This window comes from Dactylosporangium sp. NPDC000555, assembly GCF_040300025.1.
Classification (GTDB): domain Bacteria; phylum Actinomycetota; class Actinomycetes; order Mycobacteriales; family Micromonosporaceae; genus Dactylosporangium.
Genome location: NZ_JBEPDB010000007.1, coordinates 57,503 through 81,365, shown reverse-complemented (window position 1 = coordinate 81,365; position 23,863 = coordinate 57,503). Strand labels below are relative to the sequence as shown.

Annotated in this window: 21 protein-coding genes; 13 read left to right on the top strand and 8 right to left on the bottom strand. The window is 69.0% G+C overall.

Features of this window, described 5'->3' with window-relative positions; all coding sequences use genetic code 11:
• Window positions 1-98 precede the first annotated feature (98 nt).
• The 6 genes from ABT297_RS07270 to ABT297_RS07245 all read left to right on the top strand — a co-directional run bounded on the left by ABT297_RS07270 (window position 99) and on the right by ABT297_RS07245 (window position 5,981).
• Entirely contained in the window at window positions 99-617 is a 519-nt protein-coding gene (locus tag ABT297_RS07270) for a signal peptidase II (protein WP_350545713.1), read from the top strand.
• 104 nt (window positions 618-721) lie between these two features.
• A complete protein-coding gene (locus tag ABT297_RS07265; RefSeq protein WP_350545711.1) occupies window positions 722-1,057 on the top strand; it encodes a PadR family transcriptional regulator in 336 nt (111 codons plus the stop codon).
• The gene (locus ABT297_RS07260) at window positions 1,045-3,000 is read left to right on the top strand and encodes a hypothetical protein (RefSeq protein WP_350545709.1); all 1,956 of its coding nucleotides are present in this window, start codon (window positions 1,045-1,047) and stop codon (window positions 2,998-3,000) included. The genes ABT297_RS07265 and ABT297_RS07260 overlap by 13 nt, the downstream gene beginning before the upstream one ends.
• A gap of 463 nt (window positions 3,001-3,463) precedes the next feature.
• A complete protein-coding gene (locus tag ABT297_RS07255) occupies window positions 3,464-4,429 on the top strand; it encodes an ABC transporter ATP-binding protein (RefSeq protein WP_350545706.1) in 966 nt (321 codons plus the stop codon).
• Window positions 4,426-5,199, top strand: coding sequence for an ABC transporter permease (locus ABT297_RS07250; RefSeq protein ID WP_350545704.1), 774 nt, complete (start codon window positions 4,426-4,428; stop codon window positions 5,197-5,199). Before ABT297_RS07255 ends, ABT297_RS07250 begins: the two co-directional genes overlap by 4 nt.
• The gene (locus ABT297_RS07245; RefSeq protein WP_350545703.1) at window positions 5,196-5,981 is read left to right on the top strand and encodes an ABC transporter permease; all 786 of its coding nucleotides are present in this window, start codon (window positions 5,196-5,198) and stop codon (window positions 5,979-5,981) included. The genes ABT297_RS07250 and ABT297_RS07245 overlap by 4 nt, the downstream gene beginning before the upstream one ends.
• 34 nt (window positions 5,982-6,015) lie before the next feature.
• Here the strand turns inward: ABT297_RS07245 and ABT297_RS07240 are convergent, their stop codons facing one another.
• Window positions 6,016-7,689, bottom strand: a complete 1,674-nt coding sequence (locus ABT297_RS07240) for a methyl-accepting chemotaxis protein (RefSeq protein WP_350545701.1) — start codon at window positions 7,687-7,689, stop codon at window positions 6,016-6,018.
• Between the two features lie 239 nt (window positions 7,690-7,928).
• Here ABT297_RS07240 and ABT297_RS07235 point away from each other — a divergent pair, with 239 nt between their 5' ends.
• From ABT297_RS07235 to ABT297_RS07220, 4 genes are all read left to right on the top strand, one after another.
• On the top strand, window positions 7,929-8,528 hold the full coding sequence (locus ABT297_RS07235; RefSeq protein WP_350545699.1) for a TetR/AcrR family transcriptional regulator: 600 nt from the start codon (window positions 7,929-7,931) through the stop codon (window positions 8,526-8,528).
• 86 nt (window positions 8,529-8,614) lie between these two features.
• Window positions 8,615-9,793: an acyl-CoA dehydrogenase family protein gene (locus tag ABT297_RS07230; RefSeq protein ID WP_350545698.1), complete on the top strand. Its 1,179-nt coding sequence runs from the start codon at window positions 8,615-8,617 to the stop codon at window positions 9,791-9,793.
• Window positions 9,790-10,821 (top strand): phosphotransferase family protein, encoded by a 1,032-nt coding sequence (locus ABT297_RS07225; protein ID WP_350545696.1) that lies wholly within the window; start codon window positions 9,790-9,792, stop codon window positions 10,819-10,821. The genes ABT297_RS07230 and ABT297_RS07225 overlap by 4 nt, the downstream gene beginning before the upstream one ends.
• Window positions 10,818-11,552: an SDR family NAD(P)-dependent oxidoreductase gene (locus ABT297_RS07220; protein WP_350545694.1), complete on the top strand. Its 735-nt coding sequence runs from the start codon at window positions 10,818-10,820 to the stop codon at window positions 11,550-11,552. Before ABT297_RS07225 ends, ABT297_RS07220 begins: the two co-directional genes overlap by 4 nt.
• A gap of 159 nt (window positions 11,553-11,711) precedes the next feature.
• Here the strand turns inward: ABT297_RS07220 and ABT297_RS07215 are convergent, their stop codons facing one another.
• From ABT297_RS07215 to ABT297_RS07190, 6 genes are all read right to left on the bottom strand, one after another.
• A complete protein-coding gene (locus ABT297_RS07215; protein WP_350545692.1) occupies window positions 11,712-12,545 on the bottom strand; it encodes a mycofactocin-coupled SDR family oxidoreductase in 834 nt (277 codons plus the stop codon).
• A gap of 20 nt (window positions 12,546-12,565) precedes the next feature.
• Window positions 12,566-13,402 carry a mycofactocin-coupled SDR family oxidoreductase gene (locus tag ABT297_RS07210; protein ID WP_350545691.1) on the bottom strand — a complete coding sequence of 279 codons (837 nt, stop codon included), beginning with the start codon at window positions 13,400-13,402 and terminating at the stop codon, window positions 12,566-12,568.
• Window positions 13,399-14,421, bottom strand: a complete 1,023-nt coding sequence (locus ABT297_RS07205; RefSeq protein ID WP_350545688.1) for an ABC transporter permease — start codon at window positions 14,419-14,421, stop codon at window positions 13,399-13,401. The genes ABT297_RS07210 and ABT297_RS07205 overlap by 4 nt, the downstream gene beginning before the upstream one ends.
• 8 nt (window positions 14,422-14,429) lie before the next feature.
• On the bottom strand, window positions 14,430-15,908 hold the full coding sequence (locus ABT297_RS07200; RefSeq protein ID WP_350545849.1) for a sugar ABC transporter ATP-binding protein: 1,479 nt from the start codon (window positions 15,906-15,908) through the stop codon (window positions 14,430-14,432).
• Window positions 15,909-15,993: 85 nt separating this feature from the next.
• The gene (locus ABT297_RS07195) at window positions 15,994-17,307 is read right to left on the bottom strand and encodes a sugar ABC transporter substrate-binding protein (protein ID WP_350545687.1); all 1,314 of its coding nucleotides are present in this window, start codon (window positions 17,305-17,307) and stop codon (window positions 15,994-15,996) included.
• A 130-nt stretch (window positions 17,308-17,437) separates the two neighbouring features.
• Window positions 17,438-18,508, bottom strand: a complete 1,071-nt coding sequence (locus ABT297_RS07190) for an alpha/beta hydrolase (protein WP_350545685.1) — start codon at window positions 18,506-18,508, stop codon at window positions 17,438-17,440.
• A 190-nt stretch (window positions 18,509-18,698) separates the two neighbouring features.
• Here ABT297_RS07190 and ABT297_RS07185 point away from each other — a divergent pair, with 190 nt between their 5' ends.
• The 3 genes from ABT297_RS07185 to ABT297_RS07175 all read left to right on the top strand — a co-directional run bounded on the left by ABT297_RS07185 (window position 18,699) and on the right by ABT297_RS07175 (window position 22,956).
• Window positions 18,699-20,660: an alpha-ketoacid dehydrogenase subunit alpha/beta gene (locus ABT297_RS07185; RefSeq protein ID WP_350545684.1), complete on the top strand. Its 1,962-nt coding sequence runs from the start codon at window positions 18,699-18,701 to the stop codon at window positions 20,658-20,660.
• On the top strand, window positions 20,654-22,219 hold the full coding sequence (locus tag ABT297_RS07180) for an AMP-binding protein (RefSeq protein WP_350545681.1): 1,566 nt from the start codon (window positions 20,654-20,656) through the stop codon (window positions 22,217-22,219). The genes ABT297_RS07185 and ABT297_RS07180 overlap by 7 nt, the downstream gene beginning before the upstream one ends.
• A 158-nt stretch (window positions 22,220-22,377) precedes the next feature.
• Complete coding sequence (locus ABT297_RS07175) at window positions 22,378-22,956, top strand: helix-turn-helix domain-containing protein (RefSeq protein WP_350545846.1); 579 nt, start codon at window positions 22,378-22,380, stop codon at window positions 22,954-22,956.
• A 114-nt stretch (window positions 22,957-23,070) separates the two neighbouring features.
• Here ABT297_RS07175 and ABT297_RS07170 read toward each other — a convergent pair whose 3' ends face one another.
• Window positions 23,071-23,823, bottom strand: a complete 753-nt coding sequence (locus ABT297_RS07170; protein WP_350545679.1) for an NPP1 family protein — start codon at window positions 23,821-23,823, stop codon at window positions 23,071-23,073.
• Window positions 23,824-23,863: the final 40 nt, after the last annotated feature.

The window sequence follows — 23,863 nt, the reverse complement described above, 5'->3', positions numbered from 1 at the left end:
TGACCCGCGCGGAGCCTGTGATCTTGCTCGTGCTGCGGTTCTGCCACTACGGTTTGCTCGTTCGTAGTTCGGATATCGCTACAGCGTGGAGGCCATGCATGATGCGGTCAGAGCGGGGTTCGAGGCGGCTGTACGGCATGATGCTCATGCTGGCCGCGGTGGTCCTGCTCGTGGACCAGCTCACCAAGCTCTGGGCGGTCTCCGCGCTGTCCGACAGTGAGCGCGTCGCCGTGATCCCCCCTCTGATCCACTTCCGGCTGCTGTACAACCCCGGCGCCGCGTTCTCCATGGGCACCGGTGCGACCTGGGTGTTCGCCGTGGTGGCGGCGGTCGCAGTGGTCGGCATCCTCTACACCGCGCGTCGGCTGGCCTCTCGCGGCTGGGCACTCGGACTGGGTGCGCTGCTCGGCGGCGCGGTATCCCACCTGGGCGACCGGCTCTTCCGCGAGCCCGGCTTCGCCCGCGGGCATGTCGTGGACTTCATCGACTACGGCCTGTTCGTGGGTAACGTCGCCGACATCGCACTCACCTGCGGGTGTGTCGCGATGGTGCTGCTCAGCTTGCGTGGTGTGCCGCTCGCCAAGGTGCTGGGCGAAGAGGGCGAAGAGTCCGCCTAGTTTCTGGCCAGGACCACCCGCCGGCCACACCGAGCGATACGAGGAATCTGCATCTCTCGACCCTATGTAGCGTAACGACGCCACCCTATGTAGCATAAGCCGCCATGACCCAGCCGTTACGGATCACGACTACCCTTGTGCAAGTCGTCGAGGTGTTCCTCGCCGACCCCACGGTCGAGCGCTATGGGCTCGACGTCATGCGCGCCACCGGCTGCCCGAGCGGCACCGTATATCCCATCCTCGTCCGGCTGCAGGGGATCGGGTGGCTGCAGGCGCGCTGGGAGGAAATTGACCCGGCGGAGGCCGGCCGACCGGCCCGTCGGTGGTATCAGCTCACGCCCCACGGCGTGCAGAGCGCCCGTGCCGAGCTCGCGGCCTATCGGCAGCGGCGCGCTTCGCGGCGCGGCGCGGTGAAACCGAGGCCGACATGGGACTTCTGACTCGCCTCACCCGCGGCTGTCTGCGGATCGGGGGTCGTCGCTGGCCGGCCGAGGTGCGTGACGACCTGACCCAGGAGTGGCTCGCCGAGCTGGCGGCGCTCGAGCGGGAAGACCGCAGCGCGTGGCGACGGTTGACGTTCGCGGTGAGCTTGGCTGCCAGTCCCGTGGCATACGACGAACACGGTTTGCCGAGCAGGCGCTGGGAGTGGTGGCGCGGGCCCGGTCCGGTGCTGCGCGCGTCGGTCGGGTTGCTGCTCGCGGGTGGGTTCGGCGTCGGGTTGGCCATGCTGCTGCAAAGCCTGCTGTTCGACCTGCTTTCGGACCTCGAGATTCGATACCTGCCTCTCCTCGCCGCCGCCTTGGCCGCCGCGCTCACGTCGGTCTACGCAGCGGTGGTCGGCCGGTGGCTGGGCGGCGGTGCCGCGGTGAGCACTCGCGGAGCTGGGGTCTGGAGGCGCGCCGGCCTGGCGGTCGGCGTTCTCGGCGTCGTCCTCGTCGGGTGGCAGGGCGGACGCGAAGCCGCGATCACTCATTACGGCGCGGTGGGTTTCGCGACCATGATCCTGGCCTGGGTGCTGGTCACCTTCGCGGTGGTCGTCGTCGCGGCCGGCCGTGACGCGGCCGGGCAGACCCGCTGGAGCTGGGGCGTTGCCGGGGCTGGGGCGCTGCTTGCGTCCGTGCTCGCCCCGGTGGTGGCGGCGCCGATGACGGCGCTCGGTGACGGCCCGGTGCGGTGGCAGATCGCGCTGATTGCCTGCCGGCTGCTGCCGTCGACGGTGTGCGCGGTGTCGTTCGGGTGGGCCGCGTCCCGGCCACGGCCGGCCGGCGCGGCCGAGGCGGGGGCGACCGTGGCGCCGAGCGCCGGCGCCGTGGTCTCCGCGGCCGGCGAGCGGTCGCCGCTGGACGGCGAGGTCCGGACCTGGCGGTTGACCACGACACAGGTGGCGGTGGCCGTGGCGGCGGCGGGCGCGGCGGTGCTGTGGGCGATCGGTCTGGTGGTGCTGCAGCCGTTGAGCGAGCCGCTAGCCGGATCGGAGGGCCAGAACAATACCTACTGGGCGAGGGAGCTGCGCTGGGACGCCATCGTCGCGGTGGTGCTCGCGGTTGTCGTGTGCGCCCGTGCGCGGCGGCGGGCCACCGCGGAGGCTCTGCTCGGTGGGCTGGTCTGGCTGGCCGTCGACATCGCGCTCGACCGGGCCGAACTGTCGAACGGGACCGTTCCCTTGGCGGTTGTCGCGGCCGTGGTGGCGCTTGCCGGCTGCTACCGCGGCGTCACCAGCCGGGGCACTGCGCACCGCGCCGGGCTGCTCGTCGCGGCGGCCGTTGCCGCGGTGCTGTCCAGTATGAGCCTGCTGACCGAGTCGCCGACCGACACCGAGCCCGCGCTCAACCCTGGCAGCGCCGGGGCCAGTTGCGTGCTCGCGCTCATCGCGGTCGGCGCGGCCTTCAGCGTCGCGCCCCGCGTCTCCCGGATCCGGTACTTGGTCGGCTGTCTCGGCGGCGCGGTCGCGGCCGCTACACCCTGGCTGCTGCGCCACACGTATCCCAAGCCAGGCCCGGAGCGCTTGCTGCTCGGGCTGGGCCTCACCGTGCTGCTGGTGGTCTGCGTCGCGATCGTGGCCTGGCGACGGCCGGAAAAGCCGAGACAATGGCTGTGGTACCCGGCGGTGGCCGCCGCTGCTGCGCTGGTCTTTCCGCTGGTGTTCATACCCGCTGTCCTCGCACTGGCGTACTTACACGTCGGCGACGTCTTCACCGCACTGGCCGGCAACCCACCGATCAACGTATCTGATAGCGACATCATCGGGACGATGCCGGCTGTCCTGGCCGGGATCGCCCTGGGCGGACTGCTGGCGCTTGGCGAAACGAGGCGGAGCCGCCCCGTTGAGGTGAAGATGACCAAGGACGTTCGACCGGCGGAGACCTCGTTGACAGCACGCTGAAGCGTGTGTCGATGCCGGAGTTGGTGGCGCCGGGGCCGGTTCTCCATCATCACGGAGTGAAAATGCACAAAGAGCAGCACGTTCGCTCCGTGATCATGGGGAACCCGGCGGTACTGCCTCGGCCCCGGCGTACACGCCGGGGCCCAGGATGATCAGCCGGTAGTCGGGACGCAGTCGCAGTTCCATGGGGCAATCTTCGTATCGGCGCGAAGATCACGGGACGGGCGGGCCGAGCCGTGCCACGGCCACTCCTTGGCCGGGCCGTCGGCGGTGGAGGTCGACGCCGACCAACCCTCCGGAGGTCCCCATCGTGGACGGCCTGGCACATCGCGTCGAGCGGGAGCAATAGGAAGCGGCCCGGGACTCCCGCGCGGGACATCGCGACCCGGCCGGCGGTGTTATGTTCGATGCTCGCGAATGTTTCAGGCAGCTGCGCCCATACGTGGGTGCACGAGGGAGCTGTATGCCCGTCATCGAAGTGGCCGACCTGACGCGCACCTTCCGGTCCCGTTCCCGGTTGCAGCGCACCGAGCGAGTGGTCGAGGCGGTGCGCGGGGTCAGTTTCGGCGTCGAGCGCGGCGAGCTGTTCGGGCTGCTCGGGCCAAACGGGGCGGGCAAGACGACAACCATCAAGATGCTCATCACGCTGTTGCTGCCGACGAGTGGGCGGGTGCGTGTGCTCGGGTATGACGTCGTGGCGCAGCCGCGGGAGGTGCGGCGGCGGGTCGGGTATGTGTTCGGCGGCGACCGGGGGCTTTACGACCGGTTGTCGGGGTTGGACAACCTGCGGTATTTCGCTGAGCTCTATGCGGTGCCGGTCCGCGAGCAGCGTGGGCGGATCGGCGAGTTGCTGGAGCTGGTGGGGCTCAACGGGCGGGAGCGGGAGCGGGTCGAGGGCTATTCGCGGGGCATGCGCCAGCGGCTGCACATCGCGCGCGGGCTGCTGCACCGGCCCGAGGTGCTGTTCCTCGACGAGCCGAGCATCGGCATCGATCCGGTCGGCGCCCGTGAGCTGCGCCAGACCGTCAAGTCGCTCGTGGAGATCGGCACGACGGTGCTGCTGACCACGCACTACATGTTCGAGGCCGATGAGCTGTGCCACCGCATCGCGGTCATCAGCGGCGGGCGGATCGTGGCCGGTGGCACTCCGGAGGAGCTCAAGCAGCGCGTCAGCGTCGGCAACGTCGTGGAGTTCGAGGTGTTCGGGATGGCGGCGGACACTGGCGACCGGGTGCGGGCGCTGGGCGGGGTTCGCTCGGTGAGCGTGGAGGAGCGGGGGCCGGCGCAGGTGCTGCTGGTCCACGGGGAGCCTGGCGTTGAGCTGACCCCGGCCGTGCTCGGCCTGCTCGACGGGGCGCGGGTCGGGCGGGTCGCGACCCGGCCGCCGACGCTGGAGGACGCCTACGTCGAGCTGGTGGGACAGTCGTGAGGTATGTGCGCATCGTGACCGTCGCGTGGGCGCTGCAGCTGAAGCTGCGCAGCCGTTCGGCGTTCGACGGCATCCTCGGGGTGTTGTATCCGCTGTTCTTCGCCACCACCGTGTTCCTCATGTACCGGGGCGCCGGCGCGTCCGGCCCGGCGCTGCTGTCGGCGGCGGTCGGGGCGAGCATCATGGGCGTGTGGTCGTCGACGAGCACGACCGCCGCCGCGTCGCTGCAGCAGGAGCGCCGCCAGGGCACCCTCGAACTGCTCGTCGCCGCGCCGACGCCGTTCCCGCTGCTGATACTCCCGATGACGCTGTCGATGGCCACCGTCGGCGCGTACAGTCTCGTCGCCACCCTGCTGTGGGGCCGGTTCGTGTTCGGCATCGAGATCGCGGTGCGGCACCCGGTGGCGTTCGTGGCGGCGTGCCTGGCCACCGTGGTCGCGGTCGGCGTCCTGGGCTTCCTCGTCGCCGTTTCCTCCGTGCGGTATCGCACGGCGTGGGCGCTCGGCACGGCGCTGGAGTTCCCGGTGTGGCTGCTGTGCGGCTTCCTGGTGCCGCTGTCCCTGCTGCCCGGCTGGACCCGGCCGGTGTCGTGGCTGCTTGCGCCGACCTGGGGCATCGAGGCGGTCCGGGCCGCGGCGCTCGGCGACAACCCGCTGCCGGGCATCGCCGCCTGCCTCGGTCTCGCCGCGGTGTACGGCATCGCCGGCACGCTGCTCGCCCGGCGGCTGCTGCACTCGGCCCGCGCCAACGCGACCCTGGCGCTGTCGTGAACGCCCTCCGGCTGTTCTTCATCGGTGGGCTGACCAGCTACCGGGCCCTGTTCGCCTGGCTGAGCCCGTGGGTCCTCGTGCCCACGTTCATCCTCGGGCCGATCTTCCAGATTCTGTTCTTCGCCTACGTCGGGCGGGCCGCCGGCGTCGAGGACGACGCGTTCTTCGTCATCGGCAACGCGGTGCAGTATGCCGCGATCCCGTGCCTGTTCGCGATGGGCAACACCATCAGCGGTGAGCGGCAGCAGGCGACCCTGCCGCTGCTGCTGGCCTCGCCGGCCGCCCGCCTTCCGTTGTTCCTCGGCCGGGCGCTGCCCGTCATCGTCAACGGGTTCGTCGTGTCCGTCGTCGCGCTGTTCGTGGGGGCGGTGCTACTGGGGGTACACCTGCGGCCGGAATCCGCCGTCCCGCTCACGCTCGTCGTGGCCGTGTCGGCGTTCGCCTGCACCGGGCTGGGCCTGACCAACGCGGCGCTCGCGCTGCGCGTGCGCGAGACGGCGGTGCTGCCCAACATCCTGTTCGGCATCCTGCTCATCTTCGCCGGCGTCAACGTGCCGCTGTCGAAGCTGCCGGCCTGGATGGCCGCGGTGGCGCACTGGTTGCCGCTGACCCACGGCATCGACGCGGCCCGACGGGTGGCGGCCGGCGCCACGCTCGGCGCGGTGCGCGGCGACCTGCTCGCCGAGGCCGGGCTCGGGCTGCTCTACGCCGCCGCCGGCCTGGCCTTGCTGGCCTGGTTCGAGCGGGAAAGCCGCCGCCGCGCCACCCTCGACGTCGCCTGATGCCGCTTCGTGTCGTCGTCGCTCCGCGACAAGATCAGTAGTGGTAGTCCCGGATCAGCCCCTGCAGTTCACCGCTCATCCGGGCCAGGTCGGCGCTGGCCCGCTTGGCCTCGGCGATGCCTGCCGCCGCGGTCTGGGTGGCCGTCGCGATGCCGGAGATGTTCTCGGCGATGTGACCGGAGCCGGTCGCGGCCTCCGAGACGCCGCGGTTCATCTCATTGGTGGTCGCGCTCTGCTCCTCGACCGCGCTCGCGATCGTGGTCTGGTAGTCGTTGATCCGGCCGATCACCTTGGTGATCTGCTCGATCGACGCGACCGCCGCCTCGGTGTCGCGCTGGATCGCCTCGACCCGCCGCGAGATGTCCTCGGTCGCCTTCGCCGTCTCGTGCGCCAGCTCCTTGACCTCGTTGGCCACCACGGCGAAGCCCTTGCCGCTCTCTCCCGCGCGGGCCGCCTCGATCGTGGCGTTGAGCGCGAGCAGGTTCGTCTGCTCGGCGATCGACGTGATCACCTTGACCACGTTGCCGATCTCCACCGAGGACTCGCCGAGCTTCGCCACCGTCTCGTTCGTCCCGGTGGCGACGGTCGCCGCGTCGTGGCCGACCCGCGCCGCCTCGTTGGCGCTCTGCGCGATCTCCCGGATCGACGCGCCCATCTCCTCGGTACCGGCCGAGACCGTCTGCACGTTGTGCGACACCTGCTCGGCGGCGGCGGAGACCAGGCCCGCCTGGTCCCGGGCCTGCTCGGCGCTGGCCGACACCTGCTCGCTGGTCGCGGAGAGCTGCTGCGCGGCCGATGCCAGCGTCTCGGCGTTGCCCGCCACGGCCCGCACGAGGTGCAGGGTGCGGTCCAGCTCGTCGTTGAACGCGCCGCCCAGGGCGTGCAACTCGTGGGTCCCCGCCGGCGCCAGCCGGAAGCTGAGGTCGTTCTGGTCCCGGGTGCGCAGCGCCCTCGTGTAGCGCACGACGACCTTGCCGACCTTGGCGCTGTACAGGTAGACCACCGCGCCCATCGCCAGCGGCAGCAGGACGGCCAGCCCGACCAGCAGCCCGACCGAGGTCAGCGTGGCGTTCCGCGCGTCGCGCACCGCCTGCTCCGCGCGGTCGTTCATCAGCGTCTGGAACTGCCGGATGGGCTCGGCGATCACGCCCCTGTCCTGGTCGTACTTCGCGTCGAACATGATCGACCGGGCGAGGTCGCGTTTCGCCTGGCCGCTCAGCGCCCGATCCTCGGGCGTGAGCTGGAACCGCGCGATCGCGGGCGGCATGTCGTTCACGGGGATCCCGGCGGCCTCCAGCATCAGCCGCTGCGAGCGGGACTCGGTCTGTACCAGCGCGTCGGAGTTGGCCTTCGCCTTGTCCATCAGGGCCAACTCGTCGCTGTCCGCGCCGAGCTGGCGCAGCTGGGCGACCACCCGGTCCTGGGTCTTCGTCTCGTTGATCTCGCGCCAGTAGTTGTCGAGGTGCTTGCGGTCGCCGGTGGCGGCGTAGCTGCGCGCCTCGGCGGTCAGCAGGTCGGATGCGCCGTTCAGCTCGAGCGCGAGCGCCTTGAACTGCGCCTGGCGCTCGTACGCGGCGGCCTGACGCTGGACCGCGGCGTTGACCATCCACACGGCCAGCACGAGCAGGCCGGTGATCAGCAGGAGGATGCCGGCGGCGGCGCGGTTGACCGTGGACTGCCGCAGGCTCCGGTGGTGCGACGTCGCCACAACCAGCGCCTTTCGGTAAGCGCGTCCGTTCCGGAGCGGACGCGGATACTCCGGTATTCGGCCACGCCGCCGGATATGTGAGGAGAGTGCGGCATTGTTCCAGGTGACCGGCCCGCAACACGTCCCGCGCCGGATCGTAGAGTTGGCGGCGTGAGTGGTCCGGAGCGGAGTGGAGGGGCCGCTCATCATGGGCGCAGGTTCAGCTCATGCCGCTGCCGGAGCGAAGCGGAGGTGACGGCGTGAGCGGCGCGAGTTGGCGTGAGTACGGCGTTTCCGGCCTCCCCCCGGTGCTCGAGGCCGCGTTGCATCTGTTCGCCGAGCGCGGCTATCACGGCACGAGCATCCGCGACCTTGCTGCGGGTGCCGGCCTGTCCGTCCCGGGGCTGTACCACCATTACCGGTCGAAACAGGAGATTCTCCGGGCCCTGCTGATGTCGGTGATGGGCGACTTGCACGAGCGGAGCCGGGCGGCGCTGGCGTCGGCGGGGGGCCGGCCGTCGCGGCAGTTCGACGCGCTGGTGGAGTCGTTGTTGCGGTTTCACATGTTTCGGCGCCCGCACGCGTTCGTGGCCTCGAGTGAGATTCGGAGCCTGGACGATGCGTACCGGGCCGAGTATGTGGCGCTGCGTGACGAGCAGCAGCGGATGGTCCGCCAGGTCGTGGAGGCCGGGCGGGGTGCCGGGGAGTTCATGACGCCGTACCCGCGGGAGGCCGCCCGGGCGGTTGCGACGCTGTGCGTCGGGGTGGCGACGTGGTATCGCGAGGCCGGCCCACTCACTCCCGACGAGTTGATCGAGCGCCACATCGTCCTGGCGCGGGGGCTTGTCGGCGCGCTGTGACGCATGCCCTGTTGACCTTGTGCGACGCGGGGCGTCATGCTGACCGAGCGAGCGATCGGTCGGTACGACTCAAGGTGGTGTGCGGCGTGCGTGACGTCGATGCGTTGGTGACGGCGACGAGCGAGTTCATCCGCGAGACAGTGCTACCGATCGACGACGAACACGACGGCGACGTGGAGGCCGCGGGAGGCGACGAACTGCGGCTGCGGCTCCAGGCGGCGGCCAGGGAGGCCGGCCTGCTGTCGCCGCACGGGCCGGTCGACTGCGGAGGCCTGGGCCTGTCGATGGTGCAGCGGGCGCCCGTCTTCGAGGCCGCGGGCTACTCCCTGTTCGGTCCAGTGGCACTCAATGTCAACGCGCCCGATGAGGGCAATGTCCACCTGCTCGCCCACGTAGCCTCGGCGGAGCAGCGCCGGCGGTACCTGGTGCCGCTCGTCCAGGGGGCGGTCCGCTCCGCGTTCGCGATGACCGAGCCCGCGCCGGGCGCCGGCGCTGACCCGAACATGCTCATGACCCGGGCGACGAAGGTCGACGGGGGCTGGCTCATCAACGGCCGGAAGTGGTTCATCACCGGCGCCGACGGGGCCGGGTTCTGCATCGTGATGGCCCGCACGAGCGGCGAGCCGGGCGAACCAGGGGGCGCGACGATGTTCCTGGCACCCGCCGGAACGCCGGGTGTCGAGGTGGTGCGCCACATCGGTACCGTCGACCGGTCGATGATCGGCGGGCACTGCGAGATGACGTTCACCGACGCCTTCGTCCCCGACGAGGCCGTGCTGGGTGGCATCGACGAGGGCTTCCGGTACGCCCAGGTGCGCCTCGGACCGGCGCGCATGACGCACGTGATGCGGTGGCTGGGCGCGGCCCGCCGCGCGCACGAGGTGGCTGTGGAGCACGTCGCAGGGCGGGCGGCGTTCGGGTCGCGGTTGTCCGACCTCGGCATGATCCAGCAGCTGATCGCGGACAACGAGATCGATCTCGCGGCGACCCGGGCGCTGCTGCTCGACGCCTGCCGGGAGCTGGACGCCGGCCGTCGTGCGGCCATGTCGACCTCCATCGCCAAGACCTTCGCCGCCGAGGCGCTGCATCGGGTGGTGGACCGTGCGACGCAGATGTGCGGCGGCCTCGGGGTGTCCCGGGACCTGCCGATCGCGAAGATCGCGCGGGAGATCCGGCCGTTCCGCATCTACGACGGGCCGTCCGAGGTGCACCGGTGGTCGATCGCGAAGCGTGCGGTCCGGGCCATCGCGGGGCGGGACCGGTGACCGGCCTCACCGCGACGGAGCTCGCGGCGGTCACCGGCTTCCTCACCACGCAGGGTGTGGCGCCGGCCGGTCCGCTCACGTCGACGCGGATCGCCGCCGGCCGCTCGAACCTCACCGTCCAACTGGACGACGGCGTGCGTCGATGGGTCCTGCGCATGCCTCCCCGCGCGGGCCGTACCCCTTCGGCGCACGACGTGGCGCGGGAGTACCGGATCATCGCGGCATTGGCAGGCTCCGACGTGCCCGTGCCGCCCGCCACCGCGTTGTGCGAGGACCTGTCCGTGATCGGCTGCCCGTTCGCCGTGGCGGAGTACGTCGAGGGCCGGACCATCCAGTCACGATCCGACCTCGACACCCTGGACGACGCGACGCTAGCCGCGGTCGTCGACCGGCTCGTCGCGGTGCTGGCCGCGCTCCACCGCGTCGACCACGACGCCGTGGGTCTGGCGGGACTGGGTCGTTCCGGCTCCTACGCCGAACGGCAGATCCGCCGCTGGTCACGGCAATGGGAGCTCGTCGCCGGCGATGACCCGGCCACGCGCCGGGACGCCGAGGAGCTGAGCCGCCGGCTCGCCCGCGGCGTCCCGCCGCAGCAGGCGACCGGCATCGTGCACGGCGACTTCCGCATCGACAACACCCTGCTCGTCCTCGACGATGCGCCCGCGGTCGCGGCGGTCGTCGACTGGGAGCTGTCCACCATCGGCGACCCGGTGGCCGACGTCGCCACGATGTGCGCGTACCGGCACCCGGCCTTCGACCTAATCGTCGGCAGCCCGGGCGCGTGGACGAGCCCACGGCTTCCCGGCGATGACGGCCTGGCGGCGGCCTACGCGGCAGCCGGCGGGGTCCCGCTCACCTCCTGGGATTTCCACCTGGCGCTGGCGCACTTCAAGATCGCGGTGATCGCGGCCGGCATCGACCATCGCCACCGGGTCGGTGCCGCGAGTGGGCCGGGGTTCGACACGGCCGGCGCGGCGGTGGGGCCATACCTCGCCGCCGGCCTGGACCTGCTGGGCGGGCACTCATGAGAACCGCGCTCATCACCGGGGCCTCGCGCGGCATCGGCCGAGGTATCGCACTCAGCCTCGCCCAGCAGGGCTACGGCCTCACGGTGACTTCGCGCAGCGAGTCCGGCATCGCGACGCTGGCCGGGCAGCTCCGCGACGCCGGCTCGCCCATGACGGTCCACCGGGCGGCGGACATGGCCGACCGCCAGGCGTTGCCGGGCCTGGTCGCGCTGCACGGCGAGACGTTCGGCTCGATGAACGCGCTCATCGTCAACGCCGGCGTCGGCACCGCCGGGCCGGTCGACAGCTTCCGCACGGACCGGCTCGACAAGACCGTCGAGGTCAACTTCACCGCCGCGTTCGTCCTCATCCAGGCGGCCCTGCCATTGCTGCGTTCCGCCGCGGACGCCGACCCCGCGCTCGGCGCCAAGGTCATCGCGATGTCCTCGATCACCGGGGCGTACGCCGAATCGGGCCTGGCCGTCTACGGCGCCACCAAGGCGGCGCTGCTCTCGCTGATGGAAACCGTGAACCTGGAGGAGGGGGCCCGCGGGGTGACGGCCTCGGCGATCGCGCCGGGGTACGTCGAAACGGACATGTCGGCATGGGTCACCGACACGGTCCCGGCCGACACGATGATCCGGGTCAGCGACGTCGTCGCCGTGGTGAACATGCTCCTCGGCCTCAGCCGCAACACGTCGATCACCAGGATCGTGATGTCGCGCAGCGGCGCGTCCGGCTACCACGCATAGCCGGCGGTCCCGCACCCCCGAACGGTCTCGGCCCCCGGCCGTAGCGTCAAGCGGTGGGCAGACGGTCGATCGGAGAAGAACAGCACGCAGGCACGGTCTTCCCTCGCGAGAAGCCGTGCCTGCGCTACGCTCCGGCGCCATCTCCGCAGCGCCCACCGGTCACATCGTCAGGGCGCCCGCATCGATCGGCAGGGCGACGCCGGTGATGTAGCGCGCCTCGTCCGAGGCGAGGAACAGCACGGCATTGCTCACGTCGATCGACTCGACCCAGTCGACCGGCAGGAGGATGGTGGCCGCCGACGCGGCAGCGAAATCCTTCCGGGTCGGGTTCTCGACGTCGGGGCAGAACAGGCGGTACATGCTGTCGTGCTGGATCATGTCGGTGTCGACCTGGGTCGGGTTGACCGTGTTGACGCGGATGCTGTGCGGCGCGAGCTCCTGCGCGAGCGTCTTCATCAGCCCGACCACCCCGTGCTTGGCCGACACGTAGTGCGATACGCCGTTGTAGGAGCGCAGGCCAGCGACCGAGCTGGTCAGCACGATCGAGCCGCCGCGGCCGCCCGCGATCAGGTGCGGGATCGCGGCCTTGCAGGTGCGCCAGACGCCACTGAGGTTGATGTCGATCATCTGCCCCCAGGTCTCCTCCGACAGCTCGTGCGACTGGCCGTTCGACAGGATGCCGGCGTTGGCGGACACGATGTCGAGCCTGCCCAACTCGGCGACACCGGCGTCAACCGCGACCTTGAGCGACTCGAAGTCACGCACGTCGGCATGGGTCGCGATGATGCGCCGGCCGAGGGCTTCGACCTGACGGACGGTCTCGGCCAGGTCTTCCTCGGTAGCCATCGCGTAGCCCACGGTGTCGATATCGGCGCAGTGGTCGACCGCGATGATGTCGGCCCCCTCCTGAGCGAGCCGAATCGCGTGGCTCCGTCCCTGTCCACGCGCCGCTCCGGTGATGAAGGCAACCATGCCCTCGACGCGACCAGCCATCTTCGTACCTCCAGTTGTTGTCATTTGACGAGTACGCCGGCGTCCACCGGCAGAGCGACCCCGGTGATGTAACGCGCCTCTTCCGAAGCGAGGAAGAGTACGCAGTTGCTGACGTCCCTTGCGTCGACCCACGGAATCGGCAGCGCGTGCATCGCCTGCGACACCGGTGCGAAGTCGGCGCGGCCCGGATCTTCCAAATCTGGGCAGAACAGCCTGAACATCGGCTCGTTCATGATCATCGGTGTGTCGACCTGGGTCGGGTTCACCGTGTTCACACGGATGCGATGCGGTGCGAGTTCCTGGGCAAGTGTCCTCATCAGCCCGACCACACCGTGCTTGGCGGCCGTATAGTGCGCGATGTTTGCATAGGCCTTCAGTCCCGCCGCGGAACTGGTCAACACGATGGCGCCGCCGCGCCCTCCGTCGATGATGTGCGGGATGGCAGCCTTGCACGTCCGCCAGACGCCGCTGAGGTTGACGTCGACGACGTCAAGCCACACGTCCTCCTCCATGTCCTTCGCCGGCGACGGCTTGTTGATCCCGGCGTTGGCGCACACGATGTCGAGGCGGCCGAGGCGGGCGACCCCGTCGTCCACCGCGGCGCGAAGCGCGGTGTCATCGCGCACGTCGGCTTGCCTGGCGACGATTCGCCTGCCGAGCGCCTCGACCTGACGTACCGTCTCGGCCAGGTCTTCGGCGGTGCCGAGCGGATACGGAACGCTGTCCATGTCCGTGCACAGGTCGACCGCGATGATGTCGGCGCCCTCCTCGGCCAGGCGCACAGCATGGCTGCGCCCCTGTCCGCGAGCGGCCCCCGTGATGAGCGCGACTTTGCCTTCGACCCGCCCCGCGCTCATTTGATCAACCCGTAACGGCGACGGTCGATGGTGAGCGCGACGGCCGCGATGACGACGGCACCCTTGACGATCAGCTGCGTGTACGGCCCTACCGACGTGATGTCCATGCCGGAACCGAGGATGACGATCACCAGCGTCCCGAGCAGCGTGCGGTGCGGGCCGCCGACTCCGCCCGAGAGCGCCGTACCGCCGACGACGATCGCGGCGATGGAGTTCAGCAGGCTCGGGTTGGCTCCCAACGGGACGCCCGTGCTCGCCTGGCCGGTGAGGATGATGCCGGCCACGGCCGCGATCACACCCGAGAGCGCGAACACCGACAGCTTGACAGGCAGTACCCGCACGCCGCTCAAGCGGGCCGCGCGCTCGTTGCCGCCCACCGCGTACAGGTGGCGACCGTAGGAGGTGGCGAACATCAACACGGTGAAGCCGGCGGTGAGCACGAGCGCGATGAGCGCGCCGTTGGGCAACCCGGGAATCGTGGACTTGTTCACCAGCGAATCGAGCAACCCGGAGCTGTACGATACCGGGCCACCATCGGAGATCGTGTTCGAGATCCCGTCGAGCACCGACATCATGCCGAGCGTGACCAGGAACGACGGTACCTTGAGCATCGTCGTGATGACACCGTTGAGCAAGCCGACCAGGCCGCCGATCAGCAGGACGAGGACTATCGCGAGCGGACCGCCGAACGAATCCAGCCACTTCGCGATCAGGATGCCGGCCAACGTCGCATTGGCGGCCACGGACAGGTCGATGCCACCGATCAGAATGACGAACGTGCCCGCCAGCGCGAGAAGGGTCAGGAAGGCCATCTGCCGCGAGATGTTCTGCGCTGAGCCGACCGAGATGAATGCCGAGTTGCGTGACCCGAAATAGGCTACGAGAACGGCCAGCGCGACGATCGGAACCAGGATGTTGCGGTAGCGGGCGAGGTAGGACGTCGCCGCCGCATGCGGCGGCCGGGATGATCGCCCGGTTCCCCCCTGCGGTTTGAGCAGGTTGACCGAGTTCTGGGTCACTTCAAACCTCACATCATGTAACGGACGACGTCGACTTCGGTCGGCTTGGCGGTGGCGGGTGCGGGAATCTCGGCAGCGACGCGCCCGTCTTTGAGCACCAGGATCCGGTCGGCGAGGCCGATGATTTCCTCAAGAGACTCGGCGCACAGCAGCACGCCCACTCCCTGTGCCGCGAGCCCGCGGATGAGCGTGTAGATCTCCTCACGAGTGCCGACGTCGATCCCTCGGGTGGGATCGTCGAGCACCAGCACCCGGCACTCGCGGCCCAGCCAGCGCGCGAACACGGCCTTCTGCTGGTTGCCGCCGGACAGTTCGCCGATCGGGGTGGACAGCGATTGGGTCTTCACGTGCAACCGGTCCGCAAGATCAGCCGTCTTCGACCGCTCGGTCGCCAGCTGTAACAGCCCTGACCACCGCGACGTGATCAGATCGAGGAATCCGATCGAGATGTTCGATCGCACCGGCATCGTCGTGAACAGCGAGTCGTTGGCGCGCTCGGGCGGCACGTAGAGGACACCGTTCTTCACGGCGTGCGGAACCGTCCATCGCGAGCGTTGGGTGCCGGCGACGACGATCGATCCGGCGTCGAGTTTCTCCGCGCCGGCGAATACTGCCGCGAGCTCGGACTTGCCCGAGCCCACGACCCCGGCAACGCCGACGATCTCACCCGGACGGACGGCGAGATCGACATCAGCGAACACGCCGGACTTGGTGCCCCCGACGACCTGGATGATCGGCTCGGGCGATGACGCGCCTCGCTGCTCGTGTCCGCGGTAGTAGTCGACGCTGCGCTCACGGCCAACCATCAGCTCGTGCAGCCGTGCGTCGGTGATTCCTTCGTTGGGCAGCGTGTCGATCACCTCGCCGTCCCGGAGCACCAACAGACGCGTGCTCAGGCGAAGGACGTCCTGCAGGATGTGCGACACGTAGATGAATGCGACCCGCGAACGCCATCGTTCGATGAGCGAGAAGAGCAGTTCGACTTCGTGTTCGCTCAGCGCGCTCGTCGGTTCGTCGAGCAGGATGAGCGGCGGGCGATCTGTGAGCTGGGCCGATGCGAAGGCCTTCGCGATCTCGACGAGCTGACGCTGTGGGTAGGTCAGGTCGGCGACGAGCGCGTCGGCACGGATGTCATCGATGTGCATGTCCCGCAGCAGCTCGCTCGCCGCCGTACGCATCCGGCGGGCTCGTGAGAACCCTCGTCCGGTGACGAGCGCCTCGCGGCCGAGGTAGATGTTCTCGTACACCCGTAGGGACTCGACCAGCGCCTGTTCCTGCACGACCACCGACACGCCCAGCGCCGACAGCCGGCGCGGATCGCCGAGCGGCGCCGGGGCGCCGTCGACGATCATCGTTCCGGCGTCGGGCCGAACCGTTCCGCTCAGCACGCCGATCAGCGTCGACTTGCCGGCGCCGTTCTCACCGATCAGGCCGAGGACCTCACCGGTGCGCACCTCAAGCGATACGTCGCGTAGCGCGCGCACCATGCCGTAGCTCTTGGCGATCCCGGTGAGGGTCACCGTCGACGTCGAAGGCACAACGGTCCAACTTTCGCATGGTCGGGCCTGTTTCTCAGGCGACGAGAGCGCTCTTGTACTCGAACAGCGGCCCCGACTTGAAGGCGGCCGCGTACGTGGATCTCACGGCGGCGATGTCTGCCGTGTCCCAGGCCGAGTTGAGCTTGTACTGCTCCTGCGGGACACCGGCGTAGAGCTCCCTCGGATCGATCGGGTTCAACAGCGTCTGCGGATCCCAGTTGTCCGGGTGGAGCGTCTTGCTCATCTTGGCCCAGTCGAACGGAAGCTGGTTGGCGTAGATCGTGTTCAGCACCTTGTCGGCGCTATCGGGCGTGACCAGCAGCGCACCCTGCGAGAGGAACCTCTCGGGCAGCTCGAACTTCGCTCCGTTGATGACATCGAACACGGTGACGCCGAGCAGGCCGGCGGTCAGACCGCCGATCGTCGCGCTCGTCAGGTACTGCTTGCCGGAGGCGATGTACTGGATGTTCTGCTTGTTGCCGTCGAAGCCGGTGACGACCTTGCCCTTGATGCCCTGGGCGTCGAGTGCCGCGATCACGCCCGCGGCCTCGCTGTCGTTCTGGGCGAACACACCGACGAAGTCCTTCACCGACGGCAGGATGTTCGTGAACGACTTGCGCGCGTCCTCCGCCGTCCAGTTGCCGGGCGTCGCCGTGACGATCTTGATGTTCGGGTAGTCCTTGAGCGCCATGTTCAGCCCGGCGGTCCGCTGATCGTCCGCGGACGAGCCCTTCTGGCCCGGCACGTGGATGATGGTTCCGGATCCGCCGACCTTGTCGAAGAGCGCCTTTGCCGTCGCCGCCGCGATTTTCACCGACGGCGGGGTGATGAAGCGCGCCCACTTGTCCGCATCCGCGGGTGTGTACCACGCGGGGGCCGTGTAGGAGCTCGCGTACACGATGCCGGCTGACTGGCAGGCCTTCGTCACAGCGGCGGCCTGTGCTTCGGTTGCGGGCGTGCCGAAGATGGACTTGCCGCCTGCTGTGCGGACGTTGCCCACCTGGCCGATGGCGGTGTTGACGTTGCCCTGGTCCTCGAAGGAGGCCATCGAGACGCCGAGCGCCTTCATCGCTTGCTTGCCGCCCTCGTTGAAGGCGACGAAGAAGTCGTTGGACAGGGTTGTCACCTGACACCACGTCTTGTCGTACTTGACGTTGCCGCCGCCGGCGGAGGCCTGGCCGCTGGCGGCAGCGCCCGATCCGCCCGGCGAATCGGAGCTGCCGCACGCGCCGGCACCGACGACGATTCCTGCGGCACCGAGCACAGACAGAAACGCGCGCCGGGACATGGGGTGTGCGAACTGACCGTGGTGCGCCATATCGACGAGCCGTGACTCGGTGGAAGCCATTTTCCTCATCTCCCTTTGAGACGGAATGACCTACCACGGCCCGATGGGCCGTGGTCACCTGCTGCTGTTGGAAGGGGCTGACGACTACGCGTCAGTTCGTGGAGTCCCGCACGGGATCACGGCTGCGGTGTCACCGCGCGGTAAGGAGTTGCTCGGCGAACCAGCGCGAAGCCTCTTCGGCGGCGACGGCGAGCTTTGATCGATCGCTGTAGAGCGTCATGTGCGAGGTGTGCGGCAGTACGACGAGCTTCTTCTTCTCCGTCGGGATCCGGTTGTAGCTCTCGATCTCGAGATCCCAGAGCGTCAGGTCGTCGCCCTCGGCGACGATCATCATCGTCGGGGTGTCGTAGATGCGCGTGACGAAGGGGTTGACGTCGTAGTTCAACAGCAGATCGACCGACTCCATGGTGCTGGAGTTCTGATAGAGCGGTGCCTCGGTCTCCCGCAGGCGTGCGAACGTCTCCCGCGTTTCGGGGAACGGCCAGGCCGACAGCTCCTCGTCCGGGGTGCTGCTGGCATGCGGCAGGTACAGCCGCTTGGCCGGGTCTTCGTAGCGCAGGCGGCGATCCTCGAGAATCGCTTGCCAGAGGCGGCGGTAGCCGAGCGTGCCGTGGACACGTCGCATGTTGCGGTAGCCGTCCACCACCGGGATCTGGCTGACGATGGCCTTCACCCGTGGGTCCGTCCCCGCGAGGATCAGGACGTGCCCTCCGGAGTACGAGATTCCCCATGCACCGAGGCGTTCGTTGTCGATGCCCTCGGTCTTTTCGAGGAAACTCAGCGCGTTCTGATAGTCGCGGATCTGCGCCCACGGATCGAGGTGTTGCCGGGGCTCGCCGTCCGACAAGCCCAGATTGCGGTAGTCGAAGACGAGGGCGGCGATGCCGGCCTTCGCGAAGGCCTCGGCGTAGTAGGGCATGACGAGCTCGCGGACGTAGCACCAGCCTCCCGCGAGCACTACGGCGGGAACGTCGCCGGCCGCGTCGTCCGGTCGGTAGAGCCAACCTCTGACGACGGTGCCCTCACTGTAGAACTCGACGTCTTCTCGGCTCATCACGGCCTCTCTGACGAAATGATTGGAGCGATCGGGGAATCGAGTGTTCGCCGGCCGGAGTTGAGCCGTAGGCTGCGGCGGGCGCGGACGGAACAAGGTTCTCGACGGTTGACCAGACCAGCGCTGGTGTGGCGAGGTGCGGACCATGTTGGATCGCCCGGAGCGAGCTTGTCAAGCATCACTTAACGCTTCGATTTGGTCGGTCCCCTCGGCGGGACAACCCGTTCGACCCGAATTGGGTGTCAAGTAGAGCTGGACACCGGCACGACGGCTCGTTACATTGCCGAAACAGAGAGCGCACCGTGGAGATCGTGTGCGCGCCCCACAGGAGAGCCGCATGAACCGCGCGCAGTTGCTTGACGCCTACCGGCGGATGGCCGTCATCCGCCGGATGGAGGAGCGCATCTCAACCCTCTACCGCGACGGCCTCGTTCCGGGCTTCGTGCACACCTCGGTAGGCCAGGAGGCCTGCGCGGTCGGTGCGCTGTTCCACGCCAGGCCCGACGACATCATCACCTCGACGCATCGCGGCCACGGGCACGTTCTCGCGAAAGGCTTGGAACCGCGCCGCATGCTCGCCGAACTGATGGGCAAAGAGACCGGGTCCTGCCGAGGTCGCGGCGGTTCCATGCACGTCGCCGATCCGAGCATCGGCATCTTCGGCGCGAACGGGATCGTCGGCGCCGGTCTGCCCATCGCGATCGGCGCCGCACACGCACTCGCCTCAGGCGGCCAGGACGGTGTGGTTGTCGCGTTCTTCGGCGACGGTGCCGTGGCGACCGGGGCGTTCCACGAATCGGTCAACCTCGCGGCACTGCGGGGCTTGCCCGTCGTCTTCTTCTGCGAGAACAACCGCTACTCGGAGTTCTCCCGCTCGATCGATCAACATCCCGTGCCGATCGCGCAGCGCGCACTCGCCTACGGCATCCCCTTCCTCGAGCTTCCAGGAAACGACGTCGCAGCGGTCGCGGACGGCATGGCCGAGGTCTTCGACAAGGTTCGTGCCGGCCACGGCCCGTTCCTGGTCGAAGGCGTGACGCTGCGCGTCCGGGGGCATTACGAGGGTGACGAACAGCGCTACCGTGAGCGCGCGGAACTGGCCGCGCTGACCGCCGGTGATCCGCTGCTGCTCGCGCGCGAGCGGCTGCTGGAGCTGGGAACGCCGCCCGGAGACATCGACGAGCTCGACAGTGCGGCTGACGCGGTCGTCGCCGAGGCCGAGGCGTTCGCCAGCGACTCCGCCGAACCCCCGGCGGCGAGTGCGACCGACTACGTGTACGCGCCGCACCGCGCGTACACCCCCGAACCCGCACCGGCAGCATCCGACGAGAAGCCCTCGTCGGGCTCGCGCATCCTTCGGCAGGCCCTGCGCGACGCGCTCGCCGACGACCCGGCAGTGTTCCTGGCCGGCATCGACGTCGCGGGCGGCAACGTCTTCGGCATCACCCGAGGATTGCGGGAGCAGTTCCCCGGCCGGGTGCTCGACACACCGATCGCGGAGACGGCGATCATGGGGTTGGGCGTTGGCGCGGCCATGGCCGGGCTCAGGCCGGTGGTCGAGCTCATGTATCTGGACTTCCTGGGCGTCTGCTTCGACCAGATCCTGAACCAGGCCGCGAAGCTGCGATTCATGACGGGCGGAGCGGTGACCGTTCCGCTGGTGATCCGCACGCAATTCGGCTCGGGCCGCTCATCCGGCAGCCAGCACTCGCAGAGCCTCGAGACGTTGCTGGCTCACGTGCCCGGTCTGACCGTCGTCATGCCGAGTTCGGGTGCCGACATGTACGGGCTGCTCCGCTCCGCCATCGAGGACGACAACCCGGTCGTGTTCATCGAGAACCGCCTGTTGTACGAGCAGAAGTCGCCGATGCCGGCGAGCGGTCATCGCGTACCACTGGGGCAGGCCCGTGTAGCGCGGCAAGGCCGGGACGTGACGATCGTGTCTTGGTCGCGCATGCTTTTCGATGCGCTCGAGGCGGCGGAGACGCTGCGCCACGAGGGCATCGAGGCGGAGGTGATCGACCTGCGCACGATCGTGCCGCTCGACCGCGAGACCGTGCTGCGATCGCTGCAGCGCACCAACCGCCTGGTGATCGCCCACGAGGCGGTGGTGGACTTCGGCGTCGGCGCCGAACTGGCCGCGCTCGCCGTACGCGAGGGATTCTGGTCGCTCGACGCGCCGGTGGCGCGCGTGGGTGCCGCGTACTCTCCCGCGCCCTACGCCCCGGTGCTCGAACAGCAGTGGCGAGCGGGGCCGGCCGACATCGTGCGAACTGTCCGGGAGGTGGTCGCATGCTGAGCGCGACACACCGGCATGCCCTCGACTACGACCTGCCACAAGAGACTTTCGGCGAACGCCTGCGCCGCTCCGCGCTGGCATACGGCGACGCACCGGCAGTGTTCGACGGCGACACGACGCTCACCTATGCCGAGCTCATGTCGGCGGCCGAACGCATCGCGGCCGGTCTCCGCGAGCGTGGCGTCTTACCCGGTGACCGCGTCGTCACACAGCTGCCGAACTGGTGGGAAGCGGTCGCCGTCGCCTGGGGCGTGTTCCTGGCAGGCGGCGTCCTGGTGCCGGTGGTACCCATATACCGCGCCCACGAGCTGCGCTTCATCCTTGGCCAGGTCCAGCCGAAGGCCGTGGTCGCGCCGTCCGAGTTCCGCTCGTACGCGCACGCTCCCGAGTTGCGCGCCGTGCTCGCCGACATCGGGTCCGACGCGACGGTGATCAGCGTGCGTGGCAACGTCACCGGGACCGAACCGCTCGATCGGCTGCTGCAGACGACGCCGGGTGGTGCGCTGGACGCATCCGCGCGACCGGACGAGATCGCGGTCGTGCTGTACACATCAGGCACCACGTCTCAACCCAAGGGCGCGTTGCACAGTCATCAGACGCTGCTCGCGGAGGCGCGCGACGTCGCTCGCTGGTGCCGGCTGACCGATAGCGACCGGGTGTTCATGGCCTCGCCGCTGAGCCACATCACCGGTCTCAGCTACGGCATCGTGATGCCCGTCGACCTCGGCTGCGCTGTCGTCCTCCAGGAGCGGTGGGATGCTGCCGCCGCGGTCGAACTGATCGAGTCGACGAAATGCACCTTCACGGTCAGCGCCACGCCGTTCCTGCGGGGGCTCGCGGAGGGCTACTCCGGCCGCGGGCGGTCGAGCCTGCGTGTCTTCGTCTGCGGTGGCGCCGACATTCCCGCCGACCTGGTGCGTCACGCCCACGAGGTGATGGGAACTCGCGTGGTGCGCACGTATGGGTCCACCGAACTGCCGACCTCCTCCATGGCTGACCCGTTCGGTGACCTCGACGACGCCGCTTCCGGGGAAGGTCAACCGATGGGGCGCAACGAGATGGTGGTTCGCGAGGACGACGACCACGCACCCGAGCTGCTCGTGCGCGGACCTGAGCTCTTTCTCGGCTATCTCGATCCTGAACTCAACAAGGTGGCGTTCACCGCCGACGGCTACTTCCGCACCGGTGATCAGGCCCGGATCGAAGCCGACGCGACCGTGCGCATCGTGGGCCGGATCAAGGACATTATCAATCGCGGAGGCGAGAAGTTCAGCGTCGCCGAGATCGAGTCGGTATTGATGAGGCATCCGGCGGTGCTCGACGTCGCCGTCGTCGGCTATCCCGACCCCGTCCTCGTCGAACGAGCGTGTGCGTTCGTGGTCCCCGCTCCCGCGACGGAGCCGACGCTCGATCAACTGCGCGAACATCTGGTGGCATCGGGGCTCGCGGTGCAGAAGGCGCCGGAAATGCTGGTGATCGCGACTGAGCTGCCCAGGACTGCCAGCGGTAAGGTGCAGCGATTCGCGCTTCGCAACCGGTTGCGCATGCCCCCGTCCTAGCCAGTGCCGGCCAGCGACTCATCGCGAGCCGCGGATCGGTGAGCCGATGTTCGTCAACGCAGGCCCGCCCTTACGCTCGAAGCCACACCGCATGCCATATCGTCAGGGGGAGTTACGTGGCTGAGTCGCGTAGGGTCGGCCGCGCCGACTCGAACGGAATGAGCGTGTCAGTAGGACAGAACGTCCGACGCGAGCGCGAGCGGGCCGGCCTCTCGGTGCGTGAGCTGGCTCGGCGCCTGGGCGTCTCAGCAAGTTTTCTGTCGCAGTTCGAACTCGGCCAGAGCCAGGCCGCGGTGAGCACGCTGTTCGCCATCGCGACCGAACTCAACCTGTCGCTGGACGAACTGCTGGGCCACTCGGTGGCGCCGGCCAAGGAATCGGCAACGAGCTCAGGCAGCCGCCGCGGAAAGGTAACCGATCCGCCCGAGGTGCCGGAGTACCTCGCGTTCCAGACCGGCGTTCACTGGCGCAGGTTGGCGGACTTGGGCGAAGACCACGTCGACTTCCTGCTCACCGAGTACGAGCCGGGCGCGGACTCCGCGCCCGGAGATCAGCCGCAACGGCACAAAGGAAACGACTACGGCTTCGTACTCGAAGGCACGCTGACCGTCGTCATCAACGGTAGACGCAGGCGGGTCAAGCAGGGCAACGCCATCGCGATGCGCGGCGACCAGCCACACCGGTTGCTGAACGAGACCGATCAGCTCGTACGCGCGATCTGGTTCGTCACTGGCTGACGTTTGATGTGGGCGGTCGCCGTCGCATTCGTGATCTACTTCGGCATCGACGCCGGCCGAGCGTGACGGCCGGAGGATCGCGCGCGAACGGCGGTCCTCCGGCCGTCGTGTTGGTCAGCCCTGTGGGTTGAACGGAATCCCGGCGGGCTTGGACGCGGTGAGCAGCGACTCGAACCGGCCGTCACTGATCTTGATCGTGGCCGCCCCGAAGTCGGCGGTCATCAGCCGGTCGCGCAGCGCCGTGCTGGGCCAGCCGTTCCAGTCCACCAGCGGCGGGTAGCGCCAGTTGTGGTAGTGGTTTTCCGGCGGCTCGTCGTTGGCGTTGGCGAGCCGGAAGAAGTGCGTCGACACGCCGTCCTTGTGGTAGACGGTCTTGGGATGGGTTCCGTCGAAGCGCACCTGCGAGCGCGGGTACGTCACCTGGCTGCTGTGCTGGGTCGTGGTCACGTACTCGACCTGGTTGCTCGCCTGGTTGACCCAGGAGATGACGTGCTCCCAGTCGTGCCGGTGGCCGCCGAGGCTGATGCCGGGCAGGGCCTGGTCCTTCTCGAAGTAGCTGGCATAGACGATCGCACACCAGCCGTTGTTACACTTCGAGCGGGCATACGTCTGCGATCTGTCCAGGTCGGACTGGTCCCGGCAGTTGCCGTTGAGGGCCCCGGTGGGGTTCAGTCCCGGGTTGAGCGTGCCGGTGGGGCTGATGGCCGCGACGGCGTAGCAGCCATCGGTGTCGTAGTCGTACGCGGGGGAGAACGACTGCTCGTACCCTCCTGCGTTCTGCGGCAGATTGGGCAGCGAATCGGCGAAGGCCGCCGTCGCGGGCAGCATGACCCCGAGCGCGGCCAGCACGGCCACGACCGATGACACGGTACGACGACGCCTGGCGAACGGGCCGCCGGAGCGGGCC

Bases quoted from the DNA above. Each gene is read 5' to 3' on its own strand.
- ABT297_RS07270 (WP_350545713.1), top strand. From the start codon at position 99: ATGATGCGGTCAGAGCGGGGTTCGAGGCGGCTGTACGGCATGATGCTC.
- ABT297_RS07265 (WP_350545711.1), top strand. From the start codon at position 722: ATGACCCAGCCGTTACGGATCACGACTACCCTTGTGCAAGTCGTCGAG.
- ABT297_RS07260 (WP_350545709.1), top strand. From the start codon at position 1,045: ATGGGACTTCTGACTCGCCTCACCCGCGGCTGTCTGCGGATCGGGGGT.
- ABT297_RS07255 (WP_350545706.1), top strand. From the start codon at position 3,464: ATGCCCGTCATCGAAGTGGCCGACCTGACGCGCACCTTCCGGTCCCGT.
- ABT297_RS07220 (WP_350545694.1), top strand. From the start codon at position 10,818: ATGAGAACCGCGCTCATCACCGGGGCCTCGCGCGGCATCGGCCGAGGT.
- ABT297_RS07215 (WP_350545692.1), bottom strand. From the start codon at position 12,545: ATGGCTGGTCGCGTCGAGGGCATGGTTGCCTTCATCACCGGAGCGGCG.
- ABT297_RS07210 (WP_350545691.1), bottom strand. From the start codon at position 13,402: ATGAGCGCGGGGCGGGTCGAAGGCAAAGTCGCGCTCATCACGGGGGCC.
- ABT297_RS07200 (WP_350545849.1), bottom strand. From the start codon at position 15,908: ATGGTGCGCGCGCTACGCGACGTATCGCTTGAGGTGCGCACCGGTGAG.
- ABT297_RS07195 (WP_350545687.1), bottom strand. From the start codon at position 17,307: ATGGCTTCCACCGAGTCACGGCTCGTCGATATGGCGCACCACGGTCAG.
- ABT297_RS07190 (WP_350545685.1), bottom strand. From the start codon at position 18,508: ATGGTCCGCACCTCGCCACACCAGCGCTGGTCTGGTCAACCGTCGAGA.
- ABT297_RS07185 (WP_350545684.1), top strand. From the start codon at position 18,699: ATGAACCGCGCGCAGTTGCTTGACGCCTACCGGCGGATGGCCGTCATC.
- ABT297_RS07180 (WP_350545681.1), top strand. From the start codon at position 20,654: ATGCTGAGCGCGACACACCGGCATGCCCTCGACTACGACCTGCCACAA.
- ABT297_RS07175 (WP_350545846.1), top strand. From the start codon at position 22,378: ATGAGCGTGTCAGTAGGACAGAACGTCCGACGCGAGCGCGAGCGGGCC.